The organism is Sneathiella chungangensis (assembly GCF_009882935.1).
Lineage (GTDB): Bacteria > Pseudomonadota > Alphaproteobacteria > Sneathiellales > Sneathiellaceae > Sneathiella > Sneathiella chungangensis.
In genome coordinates this window covers 174,609-197,130 of the sequence record NZ_WTVA01000004.1, presented here as the reverse complement: position 1 = coordinate 197,130, position 22,522 = coordinate 174,609, and the positions used below count along the sequence as shown (strand labels likewise).

Sequence of the window (22,522 nt, the reverse complement as noted above, 5' to 3'; positions counted from 1 at the left end):
TCCATCAATAGTCCATCGTAATATCCCATGAACTGGACCCTGAAACAGGGCGGCAGAGACGAAGGGGAAAATTTACAGAATGAGGCTACCATGGAGAGTCTCTGCCATCACCGGATAGCCCCGAAGGCCCCGGTACTGCGGGGTTCAGGGGCGAACCTGGACTGGATCCAGGTTCGCCTCAGTATTAGTGGTGGTGTTAGTAGTCTCATGCGAACCCGTCTCTACAATTTTCCCTGTTAAACAGGGAAAATACTGGGATTCTTGACGAAATTTACCCTAAATCAACCAACGCACCGCCGTAAATCGCAATTTTTATTAATGTTTTCAGAATTTCCCAAAGAAATTTAACAGGGAAAATTAATTTCCGATTAGGGAATTAATAATTGAGAACAGGGAACTACATCCGATTGATATATTCACAGAACATCATTACTATAACAAAGCTTCATTACCACAAATCACGTTAGTAGATAGGCGCCGCCGATAAGAACCTATGCGGCGATGAACAGTGTTTCCAGTGTTATTAGAAGCATTGGCTGATAGCCGATGGTCAACATGTCCTTTAATGATGTTTTGATCCCGAGGGCTGCTATCGCCGTGACAAGGCACCAGGAGGCATTGTCAGAGGAAAACGGCTTGAGCTGTGACGAGGCTGGATTTACGATCTGCTCATGAAAAATACATTCCGCTATTTCAAGACCTCACCGGAAATCATCCGCCTGGCCGTGATGATGTATGTTCGATATCCGTTGTCACTGCGTCAGGTTGAAGATCTTCTGCATGAACGGGGTATCGACGTTAGCTATGAGACGGTGCGCGCCTGGTGGAATCGGTTCGGACCAGTGTTTGCTGCAGAAATCAGAAAGACAAGATCCGCATCTATGCGAATAGGATCTCAATGGAGATGGCATCTTGATGAAGGCTTCGTCCGGATCAACGGTGAAATCCATTACCTTTGGCGAGCCGTTGATCATGAAGGAGAAGTTCTCGAGTCCTTTGTCACCAAGAGGCGGGATCGTAAAGCTGCACTTAAGTTTTTGAAAAAAGCCATGAAGAAATATGGCAATCCGCGAATAATCGTGACGGATAAGCTTCGTTCCTACAGAACTGCGATGAAAGCGATCGGCAACAAGACCCGCCAGGAAACGGGGCGATGGATCAATAATCGAGCAGAGAATTCGCATCAACCGTTCCGACGACGAGAACGAGCGATGACCAAATTCCGAAGCATGAAATCGCTACAGAAATTTATCTCAATTCACTCATCAGTTTATAATCATTTCAATCACGAGCCTCATCTCAATAGCCGCAAAAACTTCGAGTTACAACGTGAAGCGGCCCTTATGGAGTGGCGGCAACTCGCTGCATAAAGATACCACCTTTCTTCTTTATTGCGCCTAGTCACTTTCCTCTGACAATGCCAGAAGCTGGATCAACATGATGTTTCCTTTGTCTCGGTGACGCAGGCATTCAATACCACCTCCTATATGGGACGGCTGACATTGAATGTACTTCTCTCCTTTGCCCAGTTTGAACGGGAGGTCACGGCGGAAAGAATTAGGGATAAAATCGCGGCCTCCAAAAAGAAAGGCATGTGGATGGGCGGCAATCTGCCGCTAGGTTACGATGTCGTGGATCGCAAGCTGGTGATCAATAAGGAGGAAGCCGCAACAGTAAGATTATTGTTCGATCTCTATATCGAACTCGGAACAGTACGGCTTTTAAAAGCAGAGGCAGACCGTCTCGGCATTGTTACCAAGAAAATTATCCGAAAGGATGAATCTGTTACAGGCGGCAAGCCCTTCTTGCGGGGTAACCTGTATCGATTGCTGTCAAACCCGCTTTACATAGGATTGATCCCACATAAAGGAGAAACCTACTCTGGTCAGCATGAGGCTATCATCGATCAGGAGACCTGGGACCAGGTTCAGCATATGATGAGCAGCAATCGCCGGGAGCGGTCTTCGCCGACAAATGTGAAAGCACCGTTTCTGCTGACGGGGCTGGTCTTTGACGAAGAGGGAGAACCGCTCTATCAAGCTCAGGCCAGCAAGAATGGCAAGAGATATCGCTATTATATCTCAAAGAAGCTGGTGTCCCATCCGAAGTCCGATAGCAATGGATGGCGACTGCCTGCGCAGACTGTGGAGTCAATGGTTATCGGGCTTATCCATAACCTGCTTCAAGACAGACAGAGGCTGATGGATTTACTCGAACTTGCCAATCGCGCTCCTTCTCTCTTGGAAATACTGAAAGTCAAGGCGGACGAACTGGCAGGCGAATTGATTGACGAGAATATCGAGTATCAACAATCTATTTTGCGGACAATCATTCACAGGGTCGGCTTTTCCACCGACACCATCTCCTTTGATTTAAGCCGCAATGCCTTGTTCAACTTGTTGGAAATAATTGAGGCGATCCCGACTGATAGTCGTAACGACATCATTACCCTGAACCATACCGTCACTATGCAGCGCCAAGGTATGGAGACGAAGCTGATAATCGAAAGTGCGACCAAAGCTCGTCAACCTGATCCGGATCTCTGTCGGCTGATTGCAACGGCAAGAAACTGGTTTGATCAGCTGGCGTCTGGAGAGGTCAAATCAGTCAAGGAAATCGCCATTCGCGAAAAGATCTTTGATACGGAAATTACCCGAATGCTCCCCCTCGCTTTCCTGGCGCCTTCTATCATTGAAGATATTCTTAAAGGCCGCCAGCCGGAGACGTTAACGGTTAGATCCCTTAAAAGATTAAGCCCTCTTCCAACCGACTGGAATGAGCAGCGAAAACGGCTCGGTTTCCATCAATAGATTATTTTATATCATATGGAATAGTCTCCTAACTGGGATCATCATCGCTGCCTTTATTGTTTAATAGGGATAATACTGCTGTCTTTTGCTATTTCATTCTGGATCAGCTAGGTGTTTTGCGATCATATGAATATATTTTTCTACTTATGCATACACGCATTTACAAAACTTGACGTGATAAATTTCGTTTTGCACTGCGGCTCTTCACCAGCCGCCATAAGATAGCCCGCCATTCACACTTATTGTCTGACCGGTAATTTGAGTAGCTCGTGTAGACAGCAAGAATGATATAGCGTCTGCTACCTCGCTTGCATTGGGAGGGCGACCTTGTGGAAAGCGGGAAACTGCTTTCGAGAAAAGCTTGTTTTGAAAACTCTCTGAACCAAAAGCCCTATCCCAAGAGGGCGTATCCGACGTAATTGTCATCGCTACGGCATTAACGCGAATTCCAATTGATGACAACTCTTTCGCCAACGCCTTGGTAGCAAGCATGACGGCAGCGCCAACTGCCCCGACGACGGTTTCTCCAGGAGTCGGATGCCGCGCTGCATCTGTTGTAAGCATGACAACAGATGCCTCCTTTGATTTGCTTAGGGCCGGAATGGCAGTATGTACAGGAAAAATTCGAGGGAATATTCTGGTCACGAATCCCTGTTCGAGTTGCTCAGGTGTCATAGCAGAAAACGGCATTGGTCCTGGCAAACCCGGCGCACCAGCGCTAACAAGAATATCCAGACAGCCGTATTCCTGATCGATTTGATCGACTACAGACTTAATACTGTTATAATTGGATACATCGCCAGCAATAAATCTCACTTTTGGGGAAATTGGCTCAAGCCTTTTAAGCGCCTTCTCACCCCCTTCTTTCGTACGACCATTCACAATTACCATTGCACCAGCCTCAGCAAGCTGCTCGGCCACCCTAAGTCCCACACCTGAAGTACCCGCTGTAATAAGTGCGACTTTTCCTTTTAGTTCTTCACTTTTCACTACTTAACTCCATTGTTATTGTGAGATAACTTCCTGTGACTATTTATTTTCTATCTCTGAACTAATAGCTCCCTGTTCAGCCAGTGCTTCAACCTCCGCCTTGGAGTATCCCAAACTCATCAAAACCTCATCAGTATGCTCGCCAAGTAAGGGGGGAGGTTTTAAAATGGATCGGGAAAGACCTTTAAATGTTACCGGATGTCCCACTGCACGCATATCGCCGCCAACAGCATGCTTAAATTCATCTACGAGGCCTTGCGCAGCAAGTTGCGGATGATTAAGCACGGTAGGAAGATCATTTACCGGTGCAAAGGGAATCCGATGTTCCGTAAAAACCTCAGTCCAATCCGCAATGGATTTTTCAGAGATTCGATCCTGTACCAACCTATTAACTTCATCGGCTAACGCTACGCGACCCGCATTTTTGGCATAGCGTGGATCATCTTTCGCCGCATTCAAATCGGCGGCTGTACAAAATTTGCGCCATAGATTATCACTTCCTATTGCAATCAGAACGTCGCCGTCCTGAGCACGAAAGCTGCCATAAGGGACGAGGGTAGCATGTCCAGAACCCACTCGTTTTGGCGGCACACCGTCGATCCAATAGCTCTGTGCATGCCATCCAAGCAAAGCGATAGCGGTCTCGAATAAGGAAACTTCTATTTCACTACCGACGCCAGTTAAATCGCGTTGCCGCAGAGCTGCAAGAACGCCCGTCAATGCATGCAGTCCAGTCGTCTGGTCGAGCGGCGAGAAAGCTATGCGAAGCGGTCCGGAATTAGGCTCCCCAGTAACGGACATCAACCCGCTGAAAGCTTGCATCATTACTTCATAACCAGGTTGATCGCCTAAGGGGCCATTCTTGCCAAACCCGGAAATCGAACAATAGATAAGCTTTGGGTTTATTGCCCTGAGGGCATCCGCACCAATACCGAGACGATCTGCTACATTAGGTGCCAAGCTTTCTACAACAACGTCGACTTCCGGCACCATTTTCAGAATAATGTCGAGGCCGGCTTGCGATTTTAGATTGACCGAAATACTCCGCTTATTGGCGTTCATGGCCAAGTAGGTCGCCCCATCATCACCAACGAATGGTGGAATGGAACGCGCTCCATCACCTCCGTCCGGATCTTCAACTTTTATGATATCCGCCCCCATGGCACCGAGATATTGCGTACAAATAGGGCCAGCGATGAATTTTGAAAAATCCAGCACCTTAATGCCGCTAAGAGGTCTTGTTTCATCATGAGCCATGGTTTCTGCCTACTAATTGTGTCATTTTAACTCCGAGAGTATTTCATGCGTGTGTTCGCCAATTTCCGGCGCGGCACTCATGTCTTTTCGAGTCCCCAATCCGCCCGGTATTGACATAAACGTGTTGTCAAATAATCCTCGGGCATTCAAGTGCTGGTTCTGACGGACTTCGTTCGGATTGCTCACGGGCGCAAAAGGTACATCAGACTGGCCAAGTGTTTTCACCCACTCCTCAAGACTATGCTGCTTAAAAATGTGTACCAGCTCTGCGTGAAGCGCAGCAGCTGCAGAGTGATCCTTTGTGATTTGTTCAACAGATTCAAATCGATTATGTAAATCATGTCGATCAATAGCGGCGCAAAAACTTAAAAAAAACTTTTCTTCCACTAAAGCTATGGATAGTTCTCTTCCATCCTTCGTTTCGAACACGTCGTTAGCAGGATGAATATGATGCCAAGTTGGTTTGTCTGAATCGACACCCGCCATTCGAACTTCCGACCAATGCAATGCCGCTTCGGCAATCGACAGGTCGATACGGCTTCCTTTTCCAGTTTTGTCGCGCTTACGGACTGCAGCTGAAATATTCACGGTCGCATATAAAGCCGCAGTAAGGTCAGCAACAGGCAATCCACTTCGATGAGGCTTTTCATTCCAGGATGCAGGCACAAAAAGCGCCCCCGACATCGCTAGATAATTAATGTCATGCCCGGGCAAAGCTTTGTATGGACCTGTCTGCCCATATCCTGAAATCGAAACATAGATGAGATCCGATCGAACTGCCGACAAGGCATCATATCCAATTCCAATCCTGTCAGCTACTCCGGGACGAAACCCTTCAAGGACCACATCCGATGATGAGACAAGCTTCAACAAATCAGAGTGCGCATCTGAATCTTTTAAATCAATTGTGATGCTCCGTTTACCTCGATTAATATGCTCAAACATGGCAGGGAGAATATTCCGTAGGTAATCACCGCTTCCAGGCCGCTCGACTTTAATGACATCCGCTCCGAGATCGGCTAGCAACAATGTCGCAAACGGTCCGGGCAGAAGCCAGGTAAAATCAAGTACCCTAAGTCCGGCCAATGGTAAATCAGATGGACAAACAAGCCCTTCATCCTTACTGGCATTCATTTAACGCCCCTTCCTTCTTATCTTACTTGGCAATAATCTGCTGAATTTCATCTGAAATTCAGCAGTTTTAGTTACCGCAAATATCTAATTACGCGGAAGAATGCCTGGGAAATACAGGAGTTCGCTTCTCACGATGTGAAGCCACACCTTCACGAGCCTCCGGCCCAGTGAATCCCAACATCTCCAATGCAGTGGAGGTATCATATGAGGGGCCGGCCATACGCAGCCAATTATTAAGAGAATATTTTGTCCAACGGATAGCACTCGGCGCTCCATTTACGAGGCGAGTTGCGATTTCAATTGATTTTTTCTCAAGCTCTTCTTCTGGCACACAAAGTGAGACCAACCCGGCATCGGCAGCTTCTTGTCCATTCATTGGCTCACATAAAAGCAAATGATATTTAGCTCGTGCCATTCCACAAAGGAGGGGCCAAATAATCGCCGCATGGTCGCCTGCTGCAACGCCAAGCCGAGTATGTCCGTCAATTATTTTTGTTGTGGGTGTCACAATCGAAATATCGGATAAAAGTCCCGCAACAAGTCCTGCACCGACCGCCGGACCATGCATTGCAGAAACAATTGGTTTGTTGCAATTGATGATATTGTAAACTAGGTCCCTGGCTTCTTTCCAAACGCGAACTCGCGCATCGTAATCCGATATAATTTCCTCAATCATCGAGAAATCTCCACCGGCAGAAAAACCCTTGCCCGCACCCCTCAGAATTACCGCGCTGATATCCGGGTCGGCATCAATATCTCGCCAAATCTCAGTAATCTCGGCATGCCCTTCCGCATCTAACGAGTTTAAACTTTCCGGACGATTGAGAGTTATTCTCAGTATGCGATCCCCGGGTCGGTCAAACGCAAGCTGATTGTATGCTTCATAGTCTATTCTCATTGTTTAATTCCCTTTCAAGTTTTTTATTTCTAGATTTCTGAATTTGCTTCAGTCACGCGAATGATGCCGTGGGCAAGTAATGTATTCGTTTCCTCCTCACTCACCTCGATTTCACGCAGAATCTCAACACTGTTTTCTCCAAGCAATGGAGGAGCAGAACGAGGTCGTCTGCTATACCCTGCAAACAAAACAGGCATGGAAATCCCCTTTACGTTACCGGCCGCTGGATGAGGGAGATTCTCGATCATTTCACGAGCCACGGCTTGGGGATGTTGGAGTGCCTCACTTACATTATGAATAGGAGAATTTGGTACTCCGGCGTCAGATAATATCTCCGTCCACTCTGAAACAGTCTTTTTAACAATCTCATCAGCAACCAATCGAACCGTTTCATCAAAACGAGCCACACGCGCAACGTTTGTTGCATATCTAGGGTCACTAGCAATATCGTCAAAGCCTAACGCCTTGCACAGCTTCTGCCATAGCTTGTCGTTTCCGCAAGCGATCAAAATATAACCGTCACTCGCAATGAATGCTTGATAGGGGCAAAGAGAGTCATGACCAGACCCGGCGCGCTCTGGCACACGCCCATCCGTCCAATACCCCTGCGCAGTATATGAAAGAAACGAAAGGGCCGTCTCATACAGAGAGGTTTCTATTAGCTGCCCCTGACCGGTTTGGTCACGGTGGCGGAGGGCCGCCAATATGCCAAGAGCCGTATGAATACCGGTAGTTTGATCCAGAGGAGAAAAAGCACTTCTTGCCGGTGCTCCTCCTTTCTCGCCGGTAATGCTCATGATACCGCTAAATGCCTGTATCATAACATCATATCCGGGTGAGTTCGCCAAAGGACCACTACGACCAAATCCGGATATACTCGCATAGATAAGATCGGGCTTGATCTGCTTCATTGAGTCGTAATCTATGCCAAGACGCTGCGTTACGCCCGTTCTGAAGCTTTCAACAAAGATATCGCTCTTCGCAACAAGTTTCCTTAGAATTTTCTTGCCCGGGCCTGTCTTCAAATCCAGTGCCAAGCTTCTTTTGTTTCTGTTACAACTCAGAAATACGGCACCATCATACCCGTCTATGGGGGGCCAGCTACGTGTATCATCTCCACCTTCACACGGTTCAATTTTGATCACGTCTGCCCCGAGATCACCCAGATATTGAGTGCAAACTGGACCAGCGAGTACTTTAGACAAATCAATTACTTTAAGTCCTGCAAGAGGACTAAATCGCTTAATCATGAAGCTATCCATTTATGATTTTTGTTAGTCCGGCGTTTTTGACAGCGTCTTTTATTTCTTCAACTGCTTCCGGATTAATTAGTGAAGACGTGTCCCCGGGGTTCTCTCGAAGACAGGCGGCTCTCACCATACGACGCATTACCTTCATGTTCCGAGTTTTCGGGAGATCCGCTACCGGAAGAATAAAAGAAGGGCGATAAGGCGCTCCCAGACCCTCAACAACCGCGGCTTCCAAAACGTCCATCAGGTCTTTATTCCAGGAACAATCCGGCATCAACACGACGACGCAGCCTACACTTTGCCCCTTGACGGAATGAGGTATTCCGATAACTGCGGCTTCGGCAACCATACCGGTACCGGCGAGCAATCCCTCAATCTCGGCCGGTCCGGTGCGTTTTCCGGCTATTTTTAAGGTATCATCAGATCGGCCAAGAATGAACCAGAAGCCCTCGTCATCTCTAACTGCCCAGTCGCCTTGACGCCACAAGCCAGGAAAATCTTGCCAGTAACTCTCTAAATAGCGGTGATCATCCTGCCACAAGCTTCGGCTAAGCCCCATAGAAGACCCACGTAGAACGAGTTCTCCTACAACATTGTCAGGTACAGACTTTCCGGTCTCGTCGACAATGTCAGCCTGCATGCCTGGTATAGCTGTAGTGAAAGCACAAGGCTTCATAGCGTGGAGGACCGTACCCACAAGTATCCCGCCACCGACTTCAGTTCCGCCCGAATAGTTTAGGATTGGTATCCGGCGACGACAGACTTTGTCGAAAACCCAATTCCACGCATCCGCAGTCCATGCCTCTCCAGTAGAAACCAAAACCCGGAGAGACGATAGTTTTCTATCTTCAACACCAGCGCCATCTGCTTTCATAAATGAGCGGGCAATCGTCGGCGCCAACCCCAGAAATGAAATTTGATGTTCATCAATAAGACGCCACATGCGTCCTGCATCTGGAAAGTCAGGTCCGCCTTCAACGATAAGAGTTGTTGCTCCGGAATTAGTTGCGCCAACAGCAATCAAGGGTCCTACAAGCCATCCCATATCGCTTATCCAGAGCAACCTGTCTGTCGATTTGAGATCAAGCATTAGCCCCATATCCAGTATTAGCTTGGCTAGAAATCCGACATGTGTATGAACCGTTCCCTTAGGCTTTCCGGTAGTGCCGGAAGTATACATGAGCATCAGCGGGTCATCCGCGTTTGTCTCCTCGATATGGCTCGCCCCTGTACCCTTAGCGATCAGTTCGTCATAGTTATAATCTCGATCATAGGTCTCCACTCCGGCGCAGATCGCCCGCTTGAGCACAATTACTCTTTCAAGTTGAGGGAGATTCGTTGCCACCTCGTCAACAACGGACTTCATTTCGACGAGACGCCCACGCCGAATGGTTCCATCGACGGTTATGATGGCACTAGCACCCGCATCTTTAAGACGATCCGTAAGAGCGGCTGCACCAAACCCGGAAAAAAGCGGCAGCACAATCGCACCAATTTTTGCTGTTGCCAGAAAGGCTGCGAATGCCTCTGGCAAATTAGGAAGATAAAGCCCGATTACGTCACCCCGGGAACACCCAATTTCCCGCAAGCCATTTGCAAGAGCATCAACCTCATCGGAAAGCCGTTGATACGTCCATGTCTGAGTACTCCCGTCTTCCTTTTCGTAGACGATGGCATCAGATTCCCAAATGGGCGTATGCTTATGGCGAGCAAGGCAATTTTGAGCGATATTTGCCTTTCCTCCAATACACCACGAAGTAAACTCCGGCCCTCGTCGTTCATCTCGCAATTCTTTATATGGAGCCTGAAAGTCGATATTTTCGAGAATCGCTTCCCAGAACCATTCTGGCTCTAGCTCAGCTTTCTGTTGCAATTCAGCATAATTGCCGATGCCATGGCGCTCCATAAATGCAACAAGATTACTATTTGAAATAATTTCTGCATTTGGGCGCCAAACAACATCTGAAGTCATTTTTGAGTCTCCTCCTTAGCCGAATTTGTTCTTCTCTGGCTTGGAGATTTCTTCATGAATGCCTTTCTGCGAGCGATCACAACAACTTCGTCACGCTGGTTATAGCCTCGGGTTTCAAACTCGACGATACCCGCGTCCGATCTTGATTTTGAATCCCTTTTTTCGACCACTGTCGTCTCAGCACGCAAGGTATCGCCAATACGAACAGGTTTAGGGAAATCAATCCGGCCAAATCCGAGATTTCCGAGGGTGGTTCCAAGTGTTAGCTCTGTGACACCCACACCAACCGCGAACCCCAAGGTATAGATACTGTTGACGACGCGAGTCCCAAATAGCTCTCCTTTTGCGAACTCCTCGTCGAGATGAAGGGGCTGAGTATTATGCGTAAGCGCTGTAAACAGAAGATTGTCCGTTTCCGTTACTGTGCGACGAATTGAATGTTGGTAGGTGTCGCCAATGATAAGCTCCTCATAGTATCGACCAGAATGATGTGCGTTTGACATGGTTCCTCACTTGCTTTTGATTTTTTGGTTGAGTGAAATTATGCTGCGGGCCGTTTCGATGTGGGCCAGATCAATATGATCTCCCTCAAACATCAAGGCACCGCGCCCATCCCTCTGTGCGGCTTCGAAGGCAGCTATCATTCTTGAGTAGTAGGCGATCTCAGTGTCTGAGGGCGTATAGATATCGTTAATTACAGCTACATTCGATGGATGCAGGGCAAGTTCCCCATGAAAACCGAGTTGCCGGTTTCCTTTAACCCATTTTTCGAGTCCAGCCATATCGTGGACGTCTTGCCACAATCCACCAATTGCAACCTTCCCTGCGGCGCGTGCGGCAGAGATGGAACTGGACCGCATATAAAGTGTTTCTGTGCCTTCTATAGTCCACTGAAATCCCAGAGATCTTGCGACATCTCCATTCTTTGCACTCGCAGCAACTACCAGCGCCACTCGGGGATGTGATGCGATTTCATATGCTTTTATAATTGCCGACGCTGTTTCCAATACCGGCGCCAACGCAATCGAACCGGGTTTCAGCCCTTTCCGGAATTCAGCTTCACCTATAAGCGCATCTACTAACGATATATCATCGATTCCGCTGACTTTCGGAAGCATAAGCCCTTCAACTCCCGGACAGGTCAGGGCGAGGATATCATCAAAATCATACATATAATTTGAGCGGTTAATACGGATATAAACCCGCTGACCGGCGTCCGTCAGTGACGGTATCATTGAGGCAGAATTTTCCCGCGCAAGCTCCTTATCCTTAGTTGGCACACTGTCCTCAAGGTCAAGAATTACTGCATCTGCCCCAAATGTCGGAGAGCGCTCAATCCAGGTAGGCTTGTTTGCCGGGATAAAGAGCATTGATCGTATCGGATCCATATCAAGAGTCCCCTAGTAAGATTTTGGCAGGCCGAGCTTTTTCTCTGCGATACTGCACAAAATTAGTTGCGGACTAATCGGAGCTACGCGGAAAATCATGATCTCGCGCAGCAATCTTTCAATATGAAACTCTTTGGCATATCCAAATCCGCCATGAGTAAAGAACGCATTCTCACATGCTTTAAAGGCTGCTTCTGACGCAAAGTATTTCGCGGCATTGGCTTCGGGACCGCATGGCAGACCACTGTCATATAGTTGGGCTGCACGAAATGCCATCAAATGGGCTGCCTCAAGCTCAATCCATGATTTAGCAAGAGGATGTTGAATTCCTTGGTTCTGGCCAATTGGGCGGTCAAATACGATACGTTCTCGCGCATAGTTAGCGGCACGCGACAAAGCCGATCTGCCCACGCCGACGGCCTCCGCCGAAACCAGAATTCGCTCCGGATTCATACCATGGAGAATACATTCAAAACCGCGACCTTCTTCTCCAATCATATCTTCGGCTGGAACAGGGAGGTCGTTTATAAATAATTCATTCGAGTCGACTGCTTTTCGACCCATCTTCGGAATATCTCTGACATCGACATAGTTTCGATCGAGTTTTGTGTAGAACAGAGTCAGACCCTCAGTTGGTCTTTTGACATCCTCCAATGGCGTGGTTCGCGCAATGATCAACATATGATCTGCTACTTGAGCAGTGGATATCCACACCTTCTGCCCCGAAATGTAATAGGTGTCGCCGCGTCGTGTAGCTTTGGTTTTCAATTTCGTCGTATTCAGGCCAGTCGTAGGCTCTGTCACGGCGAAACAAGCTTTTGTTTCCCCTTTGATAAGCGGAGTCAACATTCGGGATTTCTGTTCGTCGGTACCGAACACAACTACAGGATGCAATCCGAAAATATTCATGTGAATTGCAGAAGTTGCGCTTAATCCGCCTCTTTCCGCAACAACCTGCAAAATTGCAGCCGCTTCAGATATTCCCAGCCCGGCTCCACCGTAAGCTTCCGGCATAGCAATCCCTAGCCAACCGTTTTGGGCCACTTCCTGATAAAACTCCTCCGGAAAACGGCCGTCATTATCCCGATCAAGCCAATACTGATCATCAAATCCCTCACACAGCGAATAAATCTGGCGTTGCAGATCCTCAAATCGCTCATCAAACTGGAAATCCATCAATTCCTCCATTGTTCTATTTATCGAATACAATTCTATTTTTAGAACGTCAATACGAAAAATTTATGTAAACCGAATTACATAAAAATAGAATGGAGGTGGAGTTATGAAATCCAGCCGCAATCTCAAACACACAGAAAGTGCAGAATTCCGGCCTACATTATGCTATTTGGCTTATATTCAGCTCTCGCCGCTTCAGCCCATTAGGGGTGATCATGCATAAACTTCCGGACTGAGAAAAAAAGCGCTATTTTGAATAGCGAATCTTCAAAAAAATTAATTCCGCTCAATCGTAGTTGAAAATCATTTCAATCTGACACTCACGCAAGAAAGCAAGATTTAAGTTAATAATATTATATATTTCTTTATGTTAGATAAAATACCGAGTTATCAATGCTTCAGATTGTCCAGTATCAGGTAATTGTACTAGTTACTAGATACACTCAAACAAATCAGGATTACGCCATTAAAATTTGGCCAAAAAAATTGACAAATATATTTTTTTTGAATAGCGTTCTAAATTATGAACTAAGAGCGAGGGGAAAAATAATGATACAGAAGCGTCGAAATAACACCTGGACACACTTGCCAATGGAGGGCAATACGAGAAATTTACATCTCTCACGCCCGAAATCGGAGACCTTTTGGTCGAGAGCTGGAAAAGCCGGCAAAGCATTGGCGTTTGTCGCGGCATGTTTGACAACAATGTCCAGCGCGGCCGCTCAAGAACAGCAAACACTGAAATACGCATATGTGCTTCCCGCAACACATTATTTGTGGACTGAAGGCGCCAAAATTTTTACTGAAGAGGTAACCGCTGGCACGAACGGTAACGTAGCGTTTGAAGTCTACCCAGCCGCCCAGCTCGGAAAAGACAATTTGGCCGTCCTAAATTCAGGCCTGGCCGACCTTGCCTTGATTATTCCTTCTTATTCTTCGGACAAAATGCCCTTGTCAACAGTATCGGAATTACCGGGGATGTACGCCGATTCTTGCGAAGGAACATCCAAGTTTTGGGAGATTGCCAAGCCCGGTGGAATTTTGTACGAAGAAGAATTAAAACCACTTGGATTGTATCCTCTTTTTGCTGCCGTATTAATTCCTTATCGCATTCTTACTTCCTCGAAGGAAGTTTCCAAAATTGAAGATCTTGATGGACTGAAAATACGAGCTAACGGCAGCGCAATGAACAAGACCATGCACGCGCTGAACGCCGTTCCTGTTCGCGCTTCTTCACCAGAACTTTATGATGCTGTTTCACGTGGAACGGTTGACGGAGCCTTGTTTACTCTTAACGCTCTCGAACAATACAGCTTGGATCAAGTCTTGAACTATATGGTGGAGGGCCCTCAACTTGGTTCCGCCGGCATCATCATTGCAATGACAGAAAAAAAATGGAACACGCTGTCGGCGGAAACACAAAAGGTCATGACGAACGCAGCCGAGATGACGCAAAAGCGGCTTTGTAAATGGATGGACGAAGATGAAAAGAAAGTCCGCAATAAACTTGTCTCCTCCGGAAAATTAAAGCCCAAGACGCTCACTGCTGAGGAGATAGCCGAATGGCATCAGCAAGTCGAAAGTGTTGCAGCAGACTGGGCTAATGAGATGAATGGCGTTGGGAAAAAGGGGAAAGAAGTCCTCAAAGCATTCCAACAAGCAAACTCCTCCCAGTAGTCCTGTTCAAAAAATGTTGATTGAATAAGTAACTAAATTTGAAGATCAATCAACCGAGCAAAGACTCTTGCCGCCCTCAATTGAGGGCGGCATTATCAAAGTCTTAGTGAATTAAAAAAAGAAAAAGTGGTGAACAAGAAATCTCTCTTTTACCACGAGCAGGGAGCAAAGATGGAATCGATCATCAGGCGGCTAGAACAAGTGGCGCTCACAATAACAATAGGGGCCATGATAATCCTCATGATTGTGATCAGCCTCGACGCGGTGCTCCGATACAGTATAAATTCGCCAATTCAATGGGCCGCCGATCTTGCTACATACTATATCATGAGCATTCTGATATATTTCGCCTTGTCGCCTACTTTTCGTTCGGGTGATCATATCAGGATTACACTGATCAGCGCCCATCTTCCTGATCGCATGAAAGCTATTTCAGAATTCATGGGTACAACGCTCGCAGCTATAGCATTTTTTATAATCGCTTACGGAGCGACGTCACATGCTATCGACGGTTTTTTTCGCAACGAATTTCTGCCCGGATATATTATGTGGCCTGGCTGGCTCTCATATCTGCCAATTGCAATCGGTGCAGGAATACTCTGCTTAAGATTCATTCATCACCTTTATATGTTGGTTAAATTCGGACGAGATAATTATGTCTGTCTTGAGGACGAGGCTGTAGAATGATCGCCACAGTAATTTCACTTCTGCTACTAGTCCTTTTGGTTTTTGGAATCCCTATAGGCTTTGCATTAGCCATTTCAGGCATGATTGGATTATATTGGGTCGGCGGAACTTCAGCGGCTATCGCTATATTGTCTAGCATGCCCCGTGATACAGCTATGACATTCGAGTTTGTTACGATCCCGATGTTCCTGCTAATGGCTGAATTCGTACTTCGTTCTGGAATCGCAGACGATCTGTTTAACTCAGCTGCCGCCTGGTTCGGGCGAGTACGAGGAGGACTTGGGATGGCCACCGCGCTTGCAGGCGCTGGATTCGGCGCTATATGCGGCTCGTCAACTGCGGCGGCCGCAACGCTCTCCTCAACATCTCTGCCTGCTATGAGGAAACGTGGTTATGAACCTCGAATGGCCGCCGGAGTAGTCGCGGTTTCAGGGACACTTGCCATGCTCATCCCACCGAGTATTGCAATGGTGGTTTATGGCCTTCTTGCAGACGTCAACATCGCCAAACTCCTGATAGCCGGTGTCGGTCCGGGGATTCTGATAATGATGACGATCATGATCACAACGTATCTTTTGGCGTGGCAAGATCCTAAACGTGCGCCGCTAGGCGCACGTGTGCCTTTGCGTGAAAAGATTTCTACACTACGAAAAGTCGGACCAATCTTGGTGTTGTTCTTATCCGTAACCGGAGTTATCTATACCGGTATTGCCACACCTACTGAAGCGGCCGCTTTGGGAGCACTCGTTTCAGCCATCATCTACTTTACTAGAGGCAAAAGGACCCCAGGTGAAGTATATTCACTCATATCCCGAGCCGTTAAAACCACATGTATGCTCGCAATCATTATGCTTGGAGCTCATATTTTCTCGGTTTTCTTTGCTCTCACACAAACTACCCAAAATCTCGTAGGTTGGGTAGGAAGCCTGCCATTAGACCCATGGATGATTCTGATTGTTTTAGTTTTGATCTATATAGCACTTGGCTGCTTCTTGGACCAAATGGCAATTCTTGTTCTAACAGTTCCAATTGTTGCTCCGGTTGTGGCATCACTTGGTTTCGATCTCGTGTGGCTAGGCGTTATAATAATAGTTTGTGCAGAAATTGGTATGGTCACTCCACCTTTTGGACTGAATTGTTTTGTTGTAGCTAAATATTCAGATACCTCGTTGCTGGATGTCTTTATGGGAACATTCCCACATGTCATCGCGCATATTGTAGCCATCGCTATTTTGCTGCTCTTACCCGAGCTAACACTATGGTTACCGGATCAAATGCATTAACTTCCTCTGCTCCGTTTGTGGCCTATAAAGTTACTCAGGCTCCCTTATTTGTATTAACCGACCCCAGTCGTAAAGAAAGCTTCTCTGCGGCCTGTTGTATTGCATCGATATATAAAGCCGAGTTTTTGCGGCCCCTCTCCAATGGAGCTCCAATATTCAAAGCGAAGGCAATTTTCAAGTCAATATCAAATACTGCTGCAGAAAAGCCCGCGACATCTTCGGAAGTTTCTCCGAAGGTAGTTGAAAATTTGTCTTTCTTTACCTGCATTATGATAGATTTTAGGTCTTCGACATTTGTCACAGTATTCTGAGTAAGTTTCTCAAAAGGCGCTGTGGAAAGATAATCCAAAATCCACTGAGGAGATTGAAAAGCCAATAATATCCGGCCAGCTGCACTACAATAAAGTGGCCGACTTGTCCCAATCGGAACAGTATAACGTATCGCGCTGGTACTTTCCGTCTTATCCACATAAACAACGCGCCGCAACTCATCATCTAGTACTGCCAGGACTACCGTTTCCCCCGTTTCAACAGAAAGATCACGCATGATAGGTCTAGCCACTTTAGGGAGCGACAGGTTCGGTATTATGGCCATCGCAAGTCGATGAGCCGCAGGCCCAAGCGTATAATTGTTGGATTCATGTTGAAGATATCCATGTTGTGTTAAAGCGCGAAGTAATCCCAACAGACTGCTCTTAGGCATCTCCAGGTCCTGACTTAACTGAGCCAACGTGGTAGCCTCGGGCTGAGCCGATATTCTCTCTATTAGTTGCAATGTCCTGAGAGTAGAACGCGGCCCCTGGTAAGCTGGAGATGGCTTAGATTTTTTCTTGGTAACCTTTGAAGATAGCGCCACTGAATTTCTCATTAATATTGGTTTAAATCTCGGGTATTCTATCAGGAAGCGGGCGGTGTTGTCAGAGAAAAACCATTATAATGAAATAACCAAACTATTCGGGACAATTGCCCAAAAAGAGGACGACACCAAAATCTCTCTAGCACTTATGATTGTATGCCTGGCGCCCTCCATCATTGAGGGAATTCTTGCAGGCCGCCAGCCCGAGACGCTGACTGTTAGGTCCCTCAAGAGAATAAACCCTCTTCCAACCGACTGGAATGAGCAGCGAAAGCATCTCGGTTTCCATCAATAGACTATCTTAATATACCATGGACTGGACCCTGAAACAGGGCGACAGAGACGAATGCCGATTTACGGCTTTAATGCTCCTATTGATGTGTCTCTGTTCACGGAGGGTATCACCAAAGGCCCCGGAACTGCGGCGTTCAGGGGCGAACCTGGATTGGACCAGGGTTCGCCTCTGAATGAGTGGTGGAGGTAGCAGTCAGAAGCGAACCCGTCTCCACCTATTTCCCTGATAAACAGGGAAAATACGGGGAATTTAGCTATTTCAACGTAAATTCCTCTTAGAATACGTGATAACTCTCTATTCTCATTATTGTTTTTCCTTATTCCCTAAAAAAGTTAACAGGGAAAATTAGACATGTATCAGGGAGATTTTTTTAAACAGGGAAACAAAATTAGCGATCATCCCGGAAATTTTATGTTGTCAGGCACTTATGAATTTTTCAGGTGAAAGTGCTTTCTGAGCTCAGTTTTCAGGATCTTCCCGTAATTACTTTTTGGCAATTGATCGACGAAAAAATACTCCTTGGGCCGCTTGAACCTGGCAATATTATTCAGGCAAAGATTCTCGAGTTCTTCCGTTGTAATGGATGCTCCTTCCCTCAGCACGACAAAGGCAACGACTTCCTCGCCCCAGTCCGCCTCAGGACGGCCGATTACAGACACCTCTTCCAGGCGGCTGTCCATGAGCAGCACTTCTTCAATCTCACGCGGATATATATTGGTTCCACCGCTAATTATCATATCTTTGGAGCGGTCCTTCAGGGTGAGAAATCCGTCTTCATCCAAAAATCCGACATCTCCTGTATGGAGCCATCCATTTCTGATTGTCCGGCTCGTAGCCTCCGGATCATTCCAGTAACCCGCCATGACGACATCACTTTTTAAGACAATCTCGCCAATTTCTCCGGTCGGAACTTCATTGTCCTCTTCGTCGACAATTCTGACTTCCACCCCTGTGCGCGGCAAACCAACACTTGAAAGTCGCTTTTCATATTTCGGGTTATCATAGTCTGCATGCAATTCCTTGCTGAGACTAGTGCCAGTGTTCGGCGATTCGCCCTGTCCGAAAATCTGCACAAAACAGGGTCCGAATGTGGCAATGGCGCGTTTCGTATCCTCCAGATACATAGGGGCCCCGCCATAATAGATTGTCTTGATATTCTCGGACCTGGCTTCGCTTGCCTTCGGATGATTCGTCATCCGCGTCAGCATCGTCGGCGCAGCCATGAAGGTTGCGTTCTTATAGGTTTCAAGAAGGCCGAAAATCTCCGCCACATCAAATCCACCGCTTTCCGGCACGATATGATGTGATGCCTTTATTAGATGCGGAAGGGCGTAAAGACCATCCGCATGAGACATCGGAGCCGTGTGGAAATAGTTATCCTCCGGTGAAGGTTGATCTATATCCGCGTAGTATCGCAATGTCATAGCGAGCAAGGTTTGATGGGTGAGTGTTGCCCCCTTTGGGCGTCCAGTTGTTCCGCTGGTATAGAATATCCACGCTGGATCCGTGGCAGAGACATCAACCTTGTTGATAGGCGCGTGTTTGATCAGAGTTTCATATTCATCATCATTAACACAGATAACCTGTTTAAATCCATCGACCGTACCAAGGGACTCGCTAACGCCCTCCGTCAGGTTTTCAGTGACAAAGCAGATTTTAACGCCGGCATGATCCAAGATGTAGGAGAACTCCTTTGGATGAAGTTTTGAGTTCATCGGCACAACACAGAGCCCCGCATGCCAACAGGCAACCAAAATTTCAAGATATTGCGGTGTATTCGTCATCGCAAGACCAACGCGATCACCCACGCTTAACCTAAGTTCGCCACGTAACGCTCCGGCGAGGCCGGTGACACGATCCGAGAACGCGCGGTAGGTATGCAATCGCTTCGTTCCGAGAGAGACAGCCGGCTTGTCGCCATGAACATTGGCAACGCTGGGTAAAAAGCTGGAAATATTCATTACATCATTTCCCCATTCTTTTTGCTTTTTCAGGGTTATTTGTTCCCTCAGGCCGCACGCGCCTGGGGAAGCTAGATCGCCCGCTCCTTGTCCGTCCAGTAGCTCGTACGAATATCCTTCTTGCGCACTTTTCCAACCGGTGTGCGGGGTAGACTTTTCCAGATTTCGACGGACTTCGGAGCCTTAACACTGCCAAGATTTTTCTTGCAGAGGTTAATAATTTCCTCTTCCTCAAGCGTGCAGCCTGGTTTCAACTCAATCACCGCCTTCACGGCTTCACCCCATTTTTCGTCGGGTACGCCTACCACCGCACAATCCTGAACGGAAGGATGCCCCCAAATCACTTGCTCGATCTCACTCGGGTAAACATTGAAACCACCGGTAATGATCATGTCTTTCTTCCGGTCGACAATGTACACATACCCGTCTTCGTCGATATATCCGATATCGCCGGTATGGTGCCAATCGAATGTGGAAACCTCCGCAGTTGCTTCTGGATTTTTATAATAGCCTGTCATCACCAGATTGCCTTTAACGACAATTTCCCCGCGCTCATTCGGCGGCAGGAGATTGCCCTCATCATCCATGATCCGGACACGGGTCTGCAGGGTTTGGCGCCCGCAACTCGCCAGACGCTTTTCCTTTGTATTACTTCCTATTACAAGGTGATCTTGAGGTGATAAATAGGTGCAAAACATCGGTGCCTCAGCTTGCCCGAATGACTGGCTCATGACCGGACCAAAGATATCCAGACATTCCTTCAACTTATCAACTGACATGGGTGCCGCCGCGTAGATAAAATGCTCCAGACTGCTGTATTCATATTTCTTCACGTCCGGATACGCGAGTAGCATGTAAATTGCCGTCGGCGGAAGGAAGAGATGTGTGACGCCTTCGCTCTCGATTGTCTTCGCAACCATTTCCGCATCAAACTGCGGAAGAATTACCTGAGTTCCGCCATTCGCCATAGAGAGAATAGCGAGGACACCTGCCGCATGGGACATCGGGGCAACGACCAGATGAACCGGCGGTTTCTTCATAGGCATCGTAGTATAGAAAGCCGTAATCATGGCATCCCAAATACGATTGCTCCAAAGCACACCCTTGGGAAGGCCTGTTGTTCCGCCAGATGAAAAGATAGAGGCTAATGTGTCCTGATCACTCGGGATATCCGGATCGGTGCTCTCCTCGCCTTCTATCAAGTCTTCCAGATAGACGCCGCGACCACCCGACTTATCGATACAGATGAAATGCCGGATTTTCGGGCAAAGCTTGGCAAATTCTCCGGCTTTTTCCTCAAATTCACTATGATAGAAAAGAACTTCGACATCGCAGTTATCGAGGATATAGGCGTTTTCCTTGACTTCATTTTTCGCGTTGAGTGGGACCCATACGACGCCCGCGCGTAACATACCAAGGCAACATTCAAATGCCGGCACGGCATTGGAACTGAAAACAGCGCCTTTCGCCTGAGGCTTTACGACCATCCGAATAAGAGCATTAGCAATCCTGTAATTTCGCTCCTGCACATCCGCATAGCTTCGAGAAATACGGCTGTCCTTCAGGCAAGTCCGTTCCGGATCCAGCGCAACACCACGATCGAAATAGTCTATTACGCGCATGACTGTTTTTCCCGTCTTCGATTAATTCTTCTGCAATATGGTGATGCAGGCAGCGGCTTCTTCATAGCCCAGGAACCCACCTCCGTTTTCGGCTATGGCTGTCCGCGCTCCCTCCACCTGACGAGGGCCCGCCTCCCCGCGCAGTTGGGTTACGAGTTCATAAACCTGCGCGAGGCCGGTTGCCCCAATGGGATGACCACGGGACTCCAAGCCCCCGGAGGGATTGACAGGAATGCGCCCGCCAACTGTCGTATGACCTTCCTCGGACAGGCGGCCGCCTTCCCCAAACTCACAGAATCCCAAAGCTTCAACCTGAAGCAGCTCCGCAAAAGCCGTTGCGTCATGGACTTCCGCTACGTCCATATCTTTCGGGGACAGACCCGCCTTTTCATAGGCGGCATTTGCGGCCAGATGGGTGATCTGCTTGTTGAATTCGTCATGCTTGCGGTTTGTGCCCGACCGGAGGACAGACGCCGCGATCCTTACGGCACGTCCCATGCCGATCTGGCGCGCTTTTTCTTCCGAAACCACAATAGCCGCTGCAGCGCCATCACTAATCGGGGCGCACATGGCAAGTGTCAGCGGCCAGGCAACGGGTCGGTCCCGCAGTACTTCTTCCACTGTCATCTTGTTTTGATATTGCGCCTTGGGGTTATATTGGGAATGAGTATGGTTTTTTGCACAAGCGGCCGCAATCTGGGCTTGTGTTATCCCGAATGCGTTCATATGATTACGCGCCAGAGATGCATAGACATCCATAAAGACGCTGCGTTGTCCGCCGTTATCTTCCGCTTCTGGCGGCAACGGCAAGTCTTTTGACATAGCCTGTAACCGGGCAATGGATTCGTCAGCCGTATGGACATCCCACCCACCGTCGAAAACCGCAAAGGAGCGGGCACGGTCCGTCGAGTTCATCTTGTCGGTTCCAATTGCAAGCGCGATATCGCCCTGCCCGGACTGGACAAAGGCACAGGCTGAGTTGAGGGCAGTACTCGCACTGGCGCAGGCATTCTCGATATTGGTAATCGGAATCCCTTCGAACCCAGCAGAACGCAAGGCAATCTGCCCCGGCACCAGATACTGCGCCTCAACTGCCGCCTGGGAGGCGTTTGCAAAAAATGCCGCTTGAATATTCTCTCGTTCCAGACCGGAGTCTTTCAGAGCCTCTTCAACTACTTCAGCAGTCATGTCCTTGACGGAACGGTTCAAGAACTTCCCAAACTGCGACATCCCTATTCCAATGATATATACATCTGACATTCGCTT

19 protein-coding genes are annotated in these 22,522 nt (G+C 47.8%); 6 read left to right on the top strand and 13 right to left on the bottom strand.

The window, feature by feature from the left end; translation table 11 throughout:
* The first annotated feature begins 671 nt into the window (after window positions 1-671).
* Window positions 672-1,370 (top strand): IS6 family transposase, encoded by a 699-nt coding sequence (locus GQF03_RS10205; RefSeq protein ID WP_206376154.1) that lies wholly within the window; start codon window positions 672-674, stop codon window positions 1,368-1,370.
* Between the two features lie 57 nt (window positions 1,371-1,427).
* A complete protein-coding gene (locus tag GQF03_RS10200; RefSeq protein ID WP_241691218.1) occupies window positions 1,428-2,810 on the top strand; it encodes a recombinase family protein in 1,383 nt (460 codons plus the stop codon).
* A gap of 204 nt (window positions 2,811-3,014) precedes the next feature.
* Here GQF03_RS10200 and GQF03_RS10195 read toward each other — a convergent pair whose 3' ends face one another.
* The 9 genes from GQF03_RS10195 to GQF03_RS10155 all read right to left on the bottom strand — a co-directional run bounded on the left by GQF03_RS10195 (window position 3,015) and on the right by GQF03_RS10155 (window position 12,875).
* A complete protein-coding gene (locus GQF03_RS10195; protein WP_161339173.1) occupies window positions 3,015-3,800 on the bottom strand; it encodes an SDR family oxidoreductase in 786 nt (261 codons plus the stop codon).
* Between the two features lie 39 nt (window positions 3,801-3,839).
* On the bottom strand, window positions 3,840-5,057 hold the full coding sequence (locus GQF03_RS10190) for a CaiB/BaiF CoA transferase family protein (protein WP_161339172.1): 1,218 nt from the start codon (window positions 5,055-5,057) through the stop codon (window positions 3,840-3,842).
* Between the two features lie 21 nt (window positions 5,058-5,078).
* Window positions 5,079-6,191: a CaiB/BaiF CoA transferase family protein gene (locus GQF03_RS10185; protein WP_161339171.1), complete on the bottom strand. Its 1,113-nt coding sequence runs from the start codon at window positions 6,189-6,191 to the stop codon at window positions 5,079-5,081.
* An 88-nt stretch (window positions 6,192-6,279) separates the two neighbouring features.
* On the bottom strand, window positions 6,280-7,089 hold the full coding sequence (locus tag GQF03_RS10180; protein ID WP_161339170.1) for an enoyl-CoA hydratase/isomerase family protein: 810 nt from the start codon (window positions 7,087-7,089) through the stop codon (window positions 6,280-6,282).
* Between the two features lie 29 nt (window positions 7,090-7,118).
* Window positions 7,119-8,339, bottom strand: coding sequence for a CaiB/BaiF CoA transferase family protein (locus GQF03_RS10175; protein WP_206376162.1), 1,221 nt, complete (start codon window positions 8,337-8,339; stop codon window positions 7,119-7,121).
* A 4-nt stretch (window positions 8,340-8,343) separates the two neighbouring features.
* Complete coding sequence (locus tag GQF03_RS10170) at window positions 8,344-10,311, bottom strand: AMP-binding protein (RefSeq protein ID WP_161339168.1); 1,968 nt, start codon at window positions 10,309-10,311, stop codon at window positions 8,344-8,346.
* Window positions 10,308-10,814, bottom strand: coding sequence for a MaoC family dehydratase (locus GQF03_RS10165; protein ID WP_161339167.1), 507 nt, complete (start codon window positions 10,812-10,814; stop codon window positions 10,308-10,310). The genes GQF03_RS10170 and GQF03_RS10165 overlap by 4 nt, the downstream gene beginning before the upstream one ends.
* 6 nt (window positions 10,815-10,820) lie before the next feature.
* Window positions 10,821-11,699, bottom strand: coding sequence for an HpcH/HpaI aldolase/citrate lyase family protein (locus GQF03_RS10160; protein ID WP_161339166.1), 879 nt, complete (start codon window positions 11,697-11,699; stop codon window positions 10,821-10,823).
* A gap of 12 nt (window positions 11,700-11,711) precedes the next feature.
* The gene (locus GQF03_RS10155) at window positions 11,712-12,875 is read right to left on the bottom strand and encodes an acyl-CoA dehydrogenase family protein (protein ID WP_161339165.1); all 1,164 of its coding nucleotides are present in this window, start codon (window positions 12,873-12,875) and stop codon (window positions 11,712-11,714) included.
* Window positions 12,876-13,424: 549 nt separating this feature from the next.
* Here GQF03_RS10155 and GQF03_RS10150 point away from each other — a divergent pair.
* From GQF03_RS10150 to GQF03_RS10140, 3 genes are all read left to right on the top strand, one after another.
* Entirely contained in the window at window positions 13,425-14,552 is a 1,128-nt protein-coding gene (locus GQF03_RS10150; protein WP_161339164.1) for a TRAP transporter substrate-binding protein, read from the top strand.
* 171 nt (window positions 14,553-14,723) lie between these two features.
* Window positions 14,724-15,239, top strand: a complete 516-nt coding sequence (locus tag GQF03_RS10145; RefSeq protein WP_161339163.1) for a TRAP transporter small permease — start codon at window positions 14,724-14,726, stop codon at window positions 15,237-15,239.
* Complete coding sequence (locus tag GQF03_RS10140; protein ID WP_161339162.1) at window positions 15,236-16,522, top strand: TRAP transporter large permease; 1,287 nt, start codon at window positions 15,236-15,238, stop codon at window positions 16,520-16,522. Before GQF03_RS10145 ends, GQF03_RS10140 begins: the two co-directional genes overlap by 4 nt.
* 34 nt (window positions 16,523-16,556) lie before the next feature.
* On the opposite strand, the gene GQF03_RS10135 is transcribed toward GQF03_RS10140, so the two are convergent.
* Window positions 16,557-17,390: an IclR family transcriptional regulator gene (locus GQF03_RS10135; protein ID WP_240958684.1), complete on the bottom strand. Its 834-nt coding sequence runs from the start codon at window positions 17,388-17,390 to the stop codon at window positions 16,557-16,559.
* Here GQF03_RS10135 and GQF03_RS18665 point away from each other — a divergent pair.
* Complete coding sequence (locus GQF03_RS18665) at window positions 17,353-17,673, top strand: hypothetical protein (protein ID WP_162858458.1); 321 nt, start codon at window positions 17,353-17,355, stop codon at window positions 17,671-17,673. The genes GQF03_RS10135 and GQF03_RS18665 overlap by 38 nt on opposite strands.
* A 425-nt stretch (window positions 17,674-18,098) precedes the next feature.
* On the opposite strand, the gene GQF03_RS10130 is transcribed toward GQF03_RS18665, so the two are convergent.
* From GQF03_RS10130 to GQF03_RS10120, 3 genes are all read right to left on the bottom strand, one after another.
* Window positions 18,099-19,634, bottom strand: a complete 1,536-nt coding sequence (locus tag GQF03_RS10130; RefSeq protein WP_161339160.1) for an AMP-binding protein — start codon at window positions 19,632-19,634, stop codon at window positions 18,099-18,101.
* A 71-nt stretch (window positions 19,635-19,705) separates the two neighbouring features.
* Window positions 19,706-21,256 carry a class I adenylate-forming enzyme family protein gene (locus GQF03_RS10125; RefSeq protein WP_161339159.1) on the bottom strand — a complete coding sequence of 517 codons (1,551 nt, stop codon included), beginning with the start codon at window positions 21,254-21,256 and terminating at the stop codon, window positions 19,706-19,708.
* Window positions 21,257-21,277: 21 nt separating this feature from the next.
* On the bottom strand, window positions 21,278-22,516 hold the full coding sequence (locus GQF03_RS10120; protein WP_161339158.1) for a thiolase family protein: 1,239 nt from the start codon (window positions 22,514-22,516) through the stop codon (window positions 21,278-21,280).
* Between the last annotated feature and the right edge of the window lie 6 nt (window positions 22,517-22,522).

What these genes read in the sequence shown, in the direction of transcription:
- GQF03_RS10205 (WP_206376154.1), top strand. Translation starts at nt 672, where the DNA reads ATGAAAAATACATTCCGCTATTTCAAGACCTCACCGGAAATCATCCGC.
- GQF03_RS10190 (WP_161339172.1), bottom strand. Translation starts at nt 5,057, where the DNA reads ATGGCTCATGATGAAACAAGACCTCTTAGCGGCATTAAGGTGCTGGAT.
- GQF03_RS10185 (WP_161339171.1), bottom strand. Translation starts at nt 6,191, where the DNA reads ATGAATGCCAGTAAGGATGAAGGGCTTGTTTGTCCATCTGATTTACCA.
- GQF03_RS10180 (WP_161339170.1), bottom strand. Translation starts at nt 7,089, where the DNA reads ATGAGAATAGACTATGAAGCATACAATCAGCTTGCGTTTGACCGACCC.
- GQF03_RS10175 (WP_206376162.1), bottom strand. Translation starts at nt 8,339, where the DNA reads ATGATTAAGCGATTTAGTCCTCTTGCAGGACTTAAAGTAATTGATTTG.
- GQF03_RS10170 (WP_161339168.1), bottom strand. Translation starts at nt 10,311, where the DNA reads ATGACTTCAGATGTTGTTTGGCGCCCAAATGCAGAAATTATTTCAAAT.
- GQF03_RS10165 (WP_161339167.1), bottom strand. Translation starts at nt 10,814, where the DNA reads ATGTCAAACGCACATCATTCTGGTCGATACTATGAGGAGCTTATCATT.
- GQF03_RS10160 (WP_161339166.1), bottom strand. Translation starts at nt 11,699, where the DNA reads ATGGATCCGATACGATCAATGCTCTTTATCCCGGCAAACAAGCCTACC.
- GQF03_RS10155 (WP_161339165.1), bottom strand. Translation starts at nt 12,875, where the DNA reads ATGGATTTCCAGTTTGATGAGCGATTTGAGGATCTGCAACGCCAGATT.
- GQF03_RS10150 (WP_161339164.1), top strand. Translation starts at nt 13,425, where the DNA reads ATGATACAGAAGCGTCGAAATAACACCTGGACACACTTGCCAATGGAG.
- GQF03_RS10145 (WP_161339163.1), top strand. Translation starts at nt 14,724, where the DNA reads ATGGAATCGATCATCAGGCGGCTAGAACAAGTGGCGCTCACAATAACA.
- GQF03_RS10140 (WP_161339162.1), top strand. Translation starts at nt 15,236, where the DNA reads ATGATCGCCACAGTAATTTCACTTCTGCTACTAGTCCTTTTGGTTTTT.
- GQF03_RS10135 (WP_240958684.1), bottom strand. Translation starts at nt 17,390, where the DNA reads ATGAGAAATTCAGTGGCGCTATCTTCAAAGGTTACCAAGAAAAAATCT.
- GQF03_RS10130 (WP_161339160.1), bottom strand. Translation starts at nt 19,634, where the DNA reads ATGAATATTTCCAGCTTTTTACCCAGCGTTGCCAATGTTCATGGCGAC.
- GQF03_RS10125 (WP_161339159.1), bottom strand. Translation starts at nt 21,256, where the DNA reads ATGCGCGTAATAGACTATTTCGATCGTGGTGTTGCGCTGGATCCGGAA.
- GQF03_RS10120 (WP_161339158.1), bottom strand. Translation starts at nt 22,516, where the DNA reads ATGTCAGATGTATATATCATTGGAATAGGGATGTCGCAGTTTGGGAAG.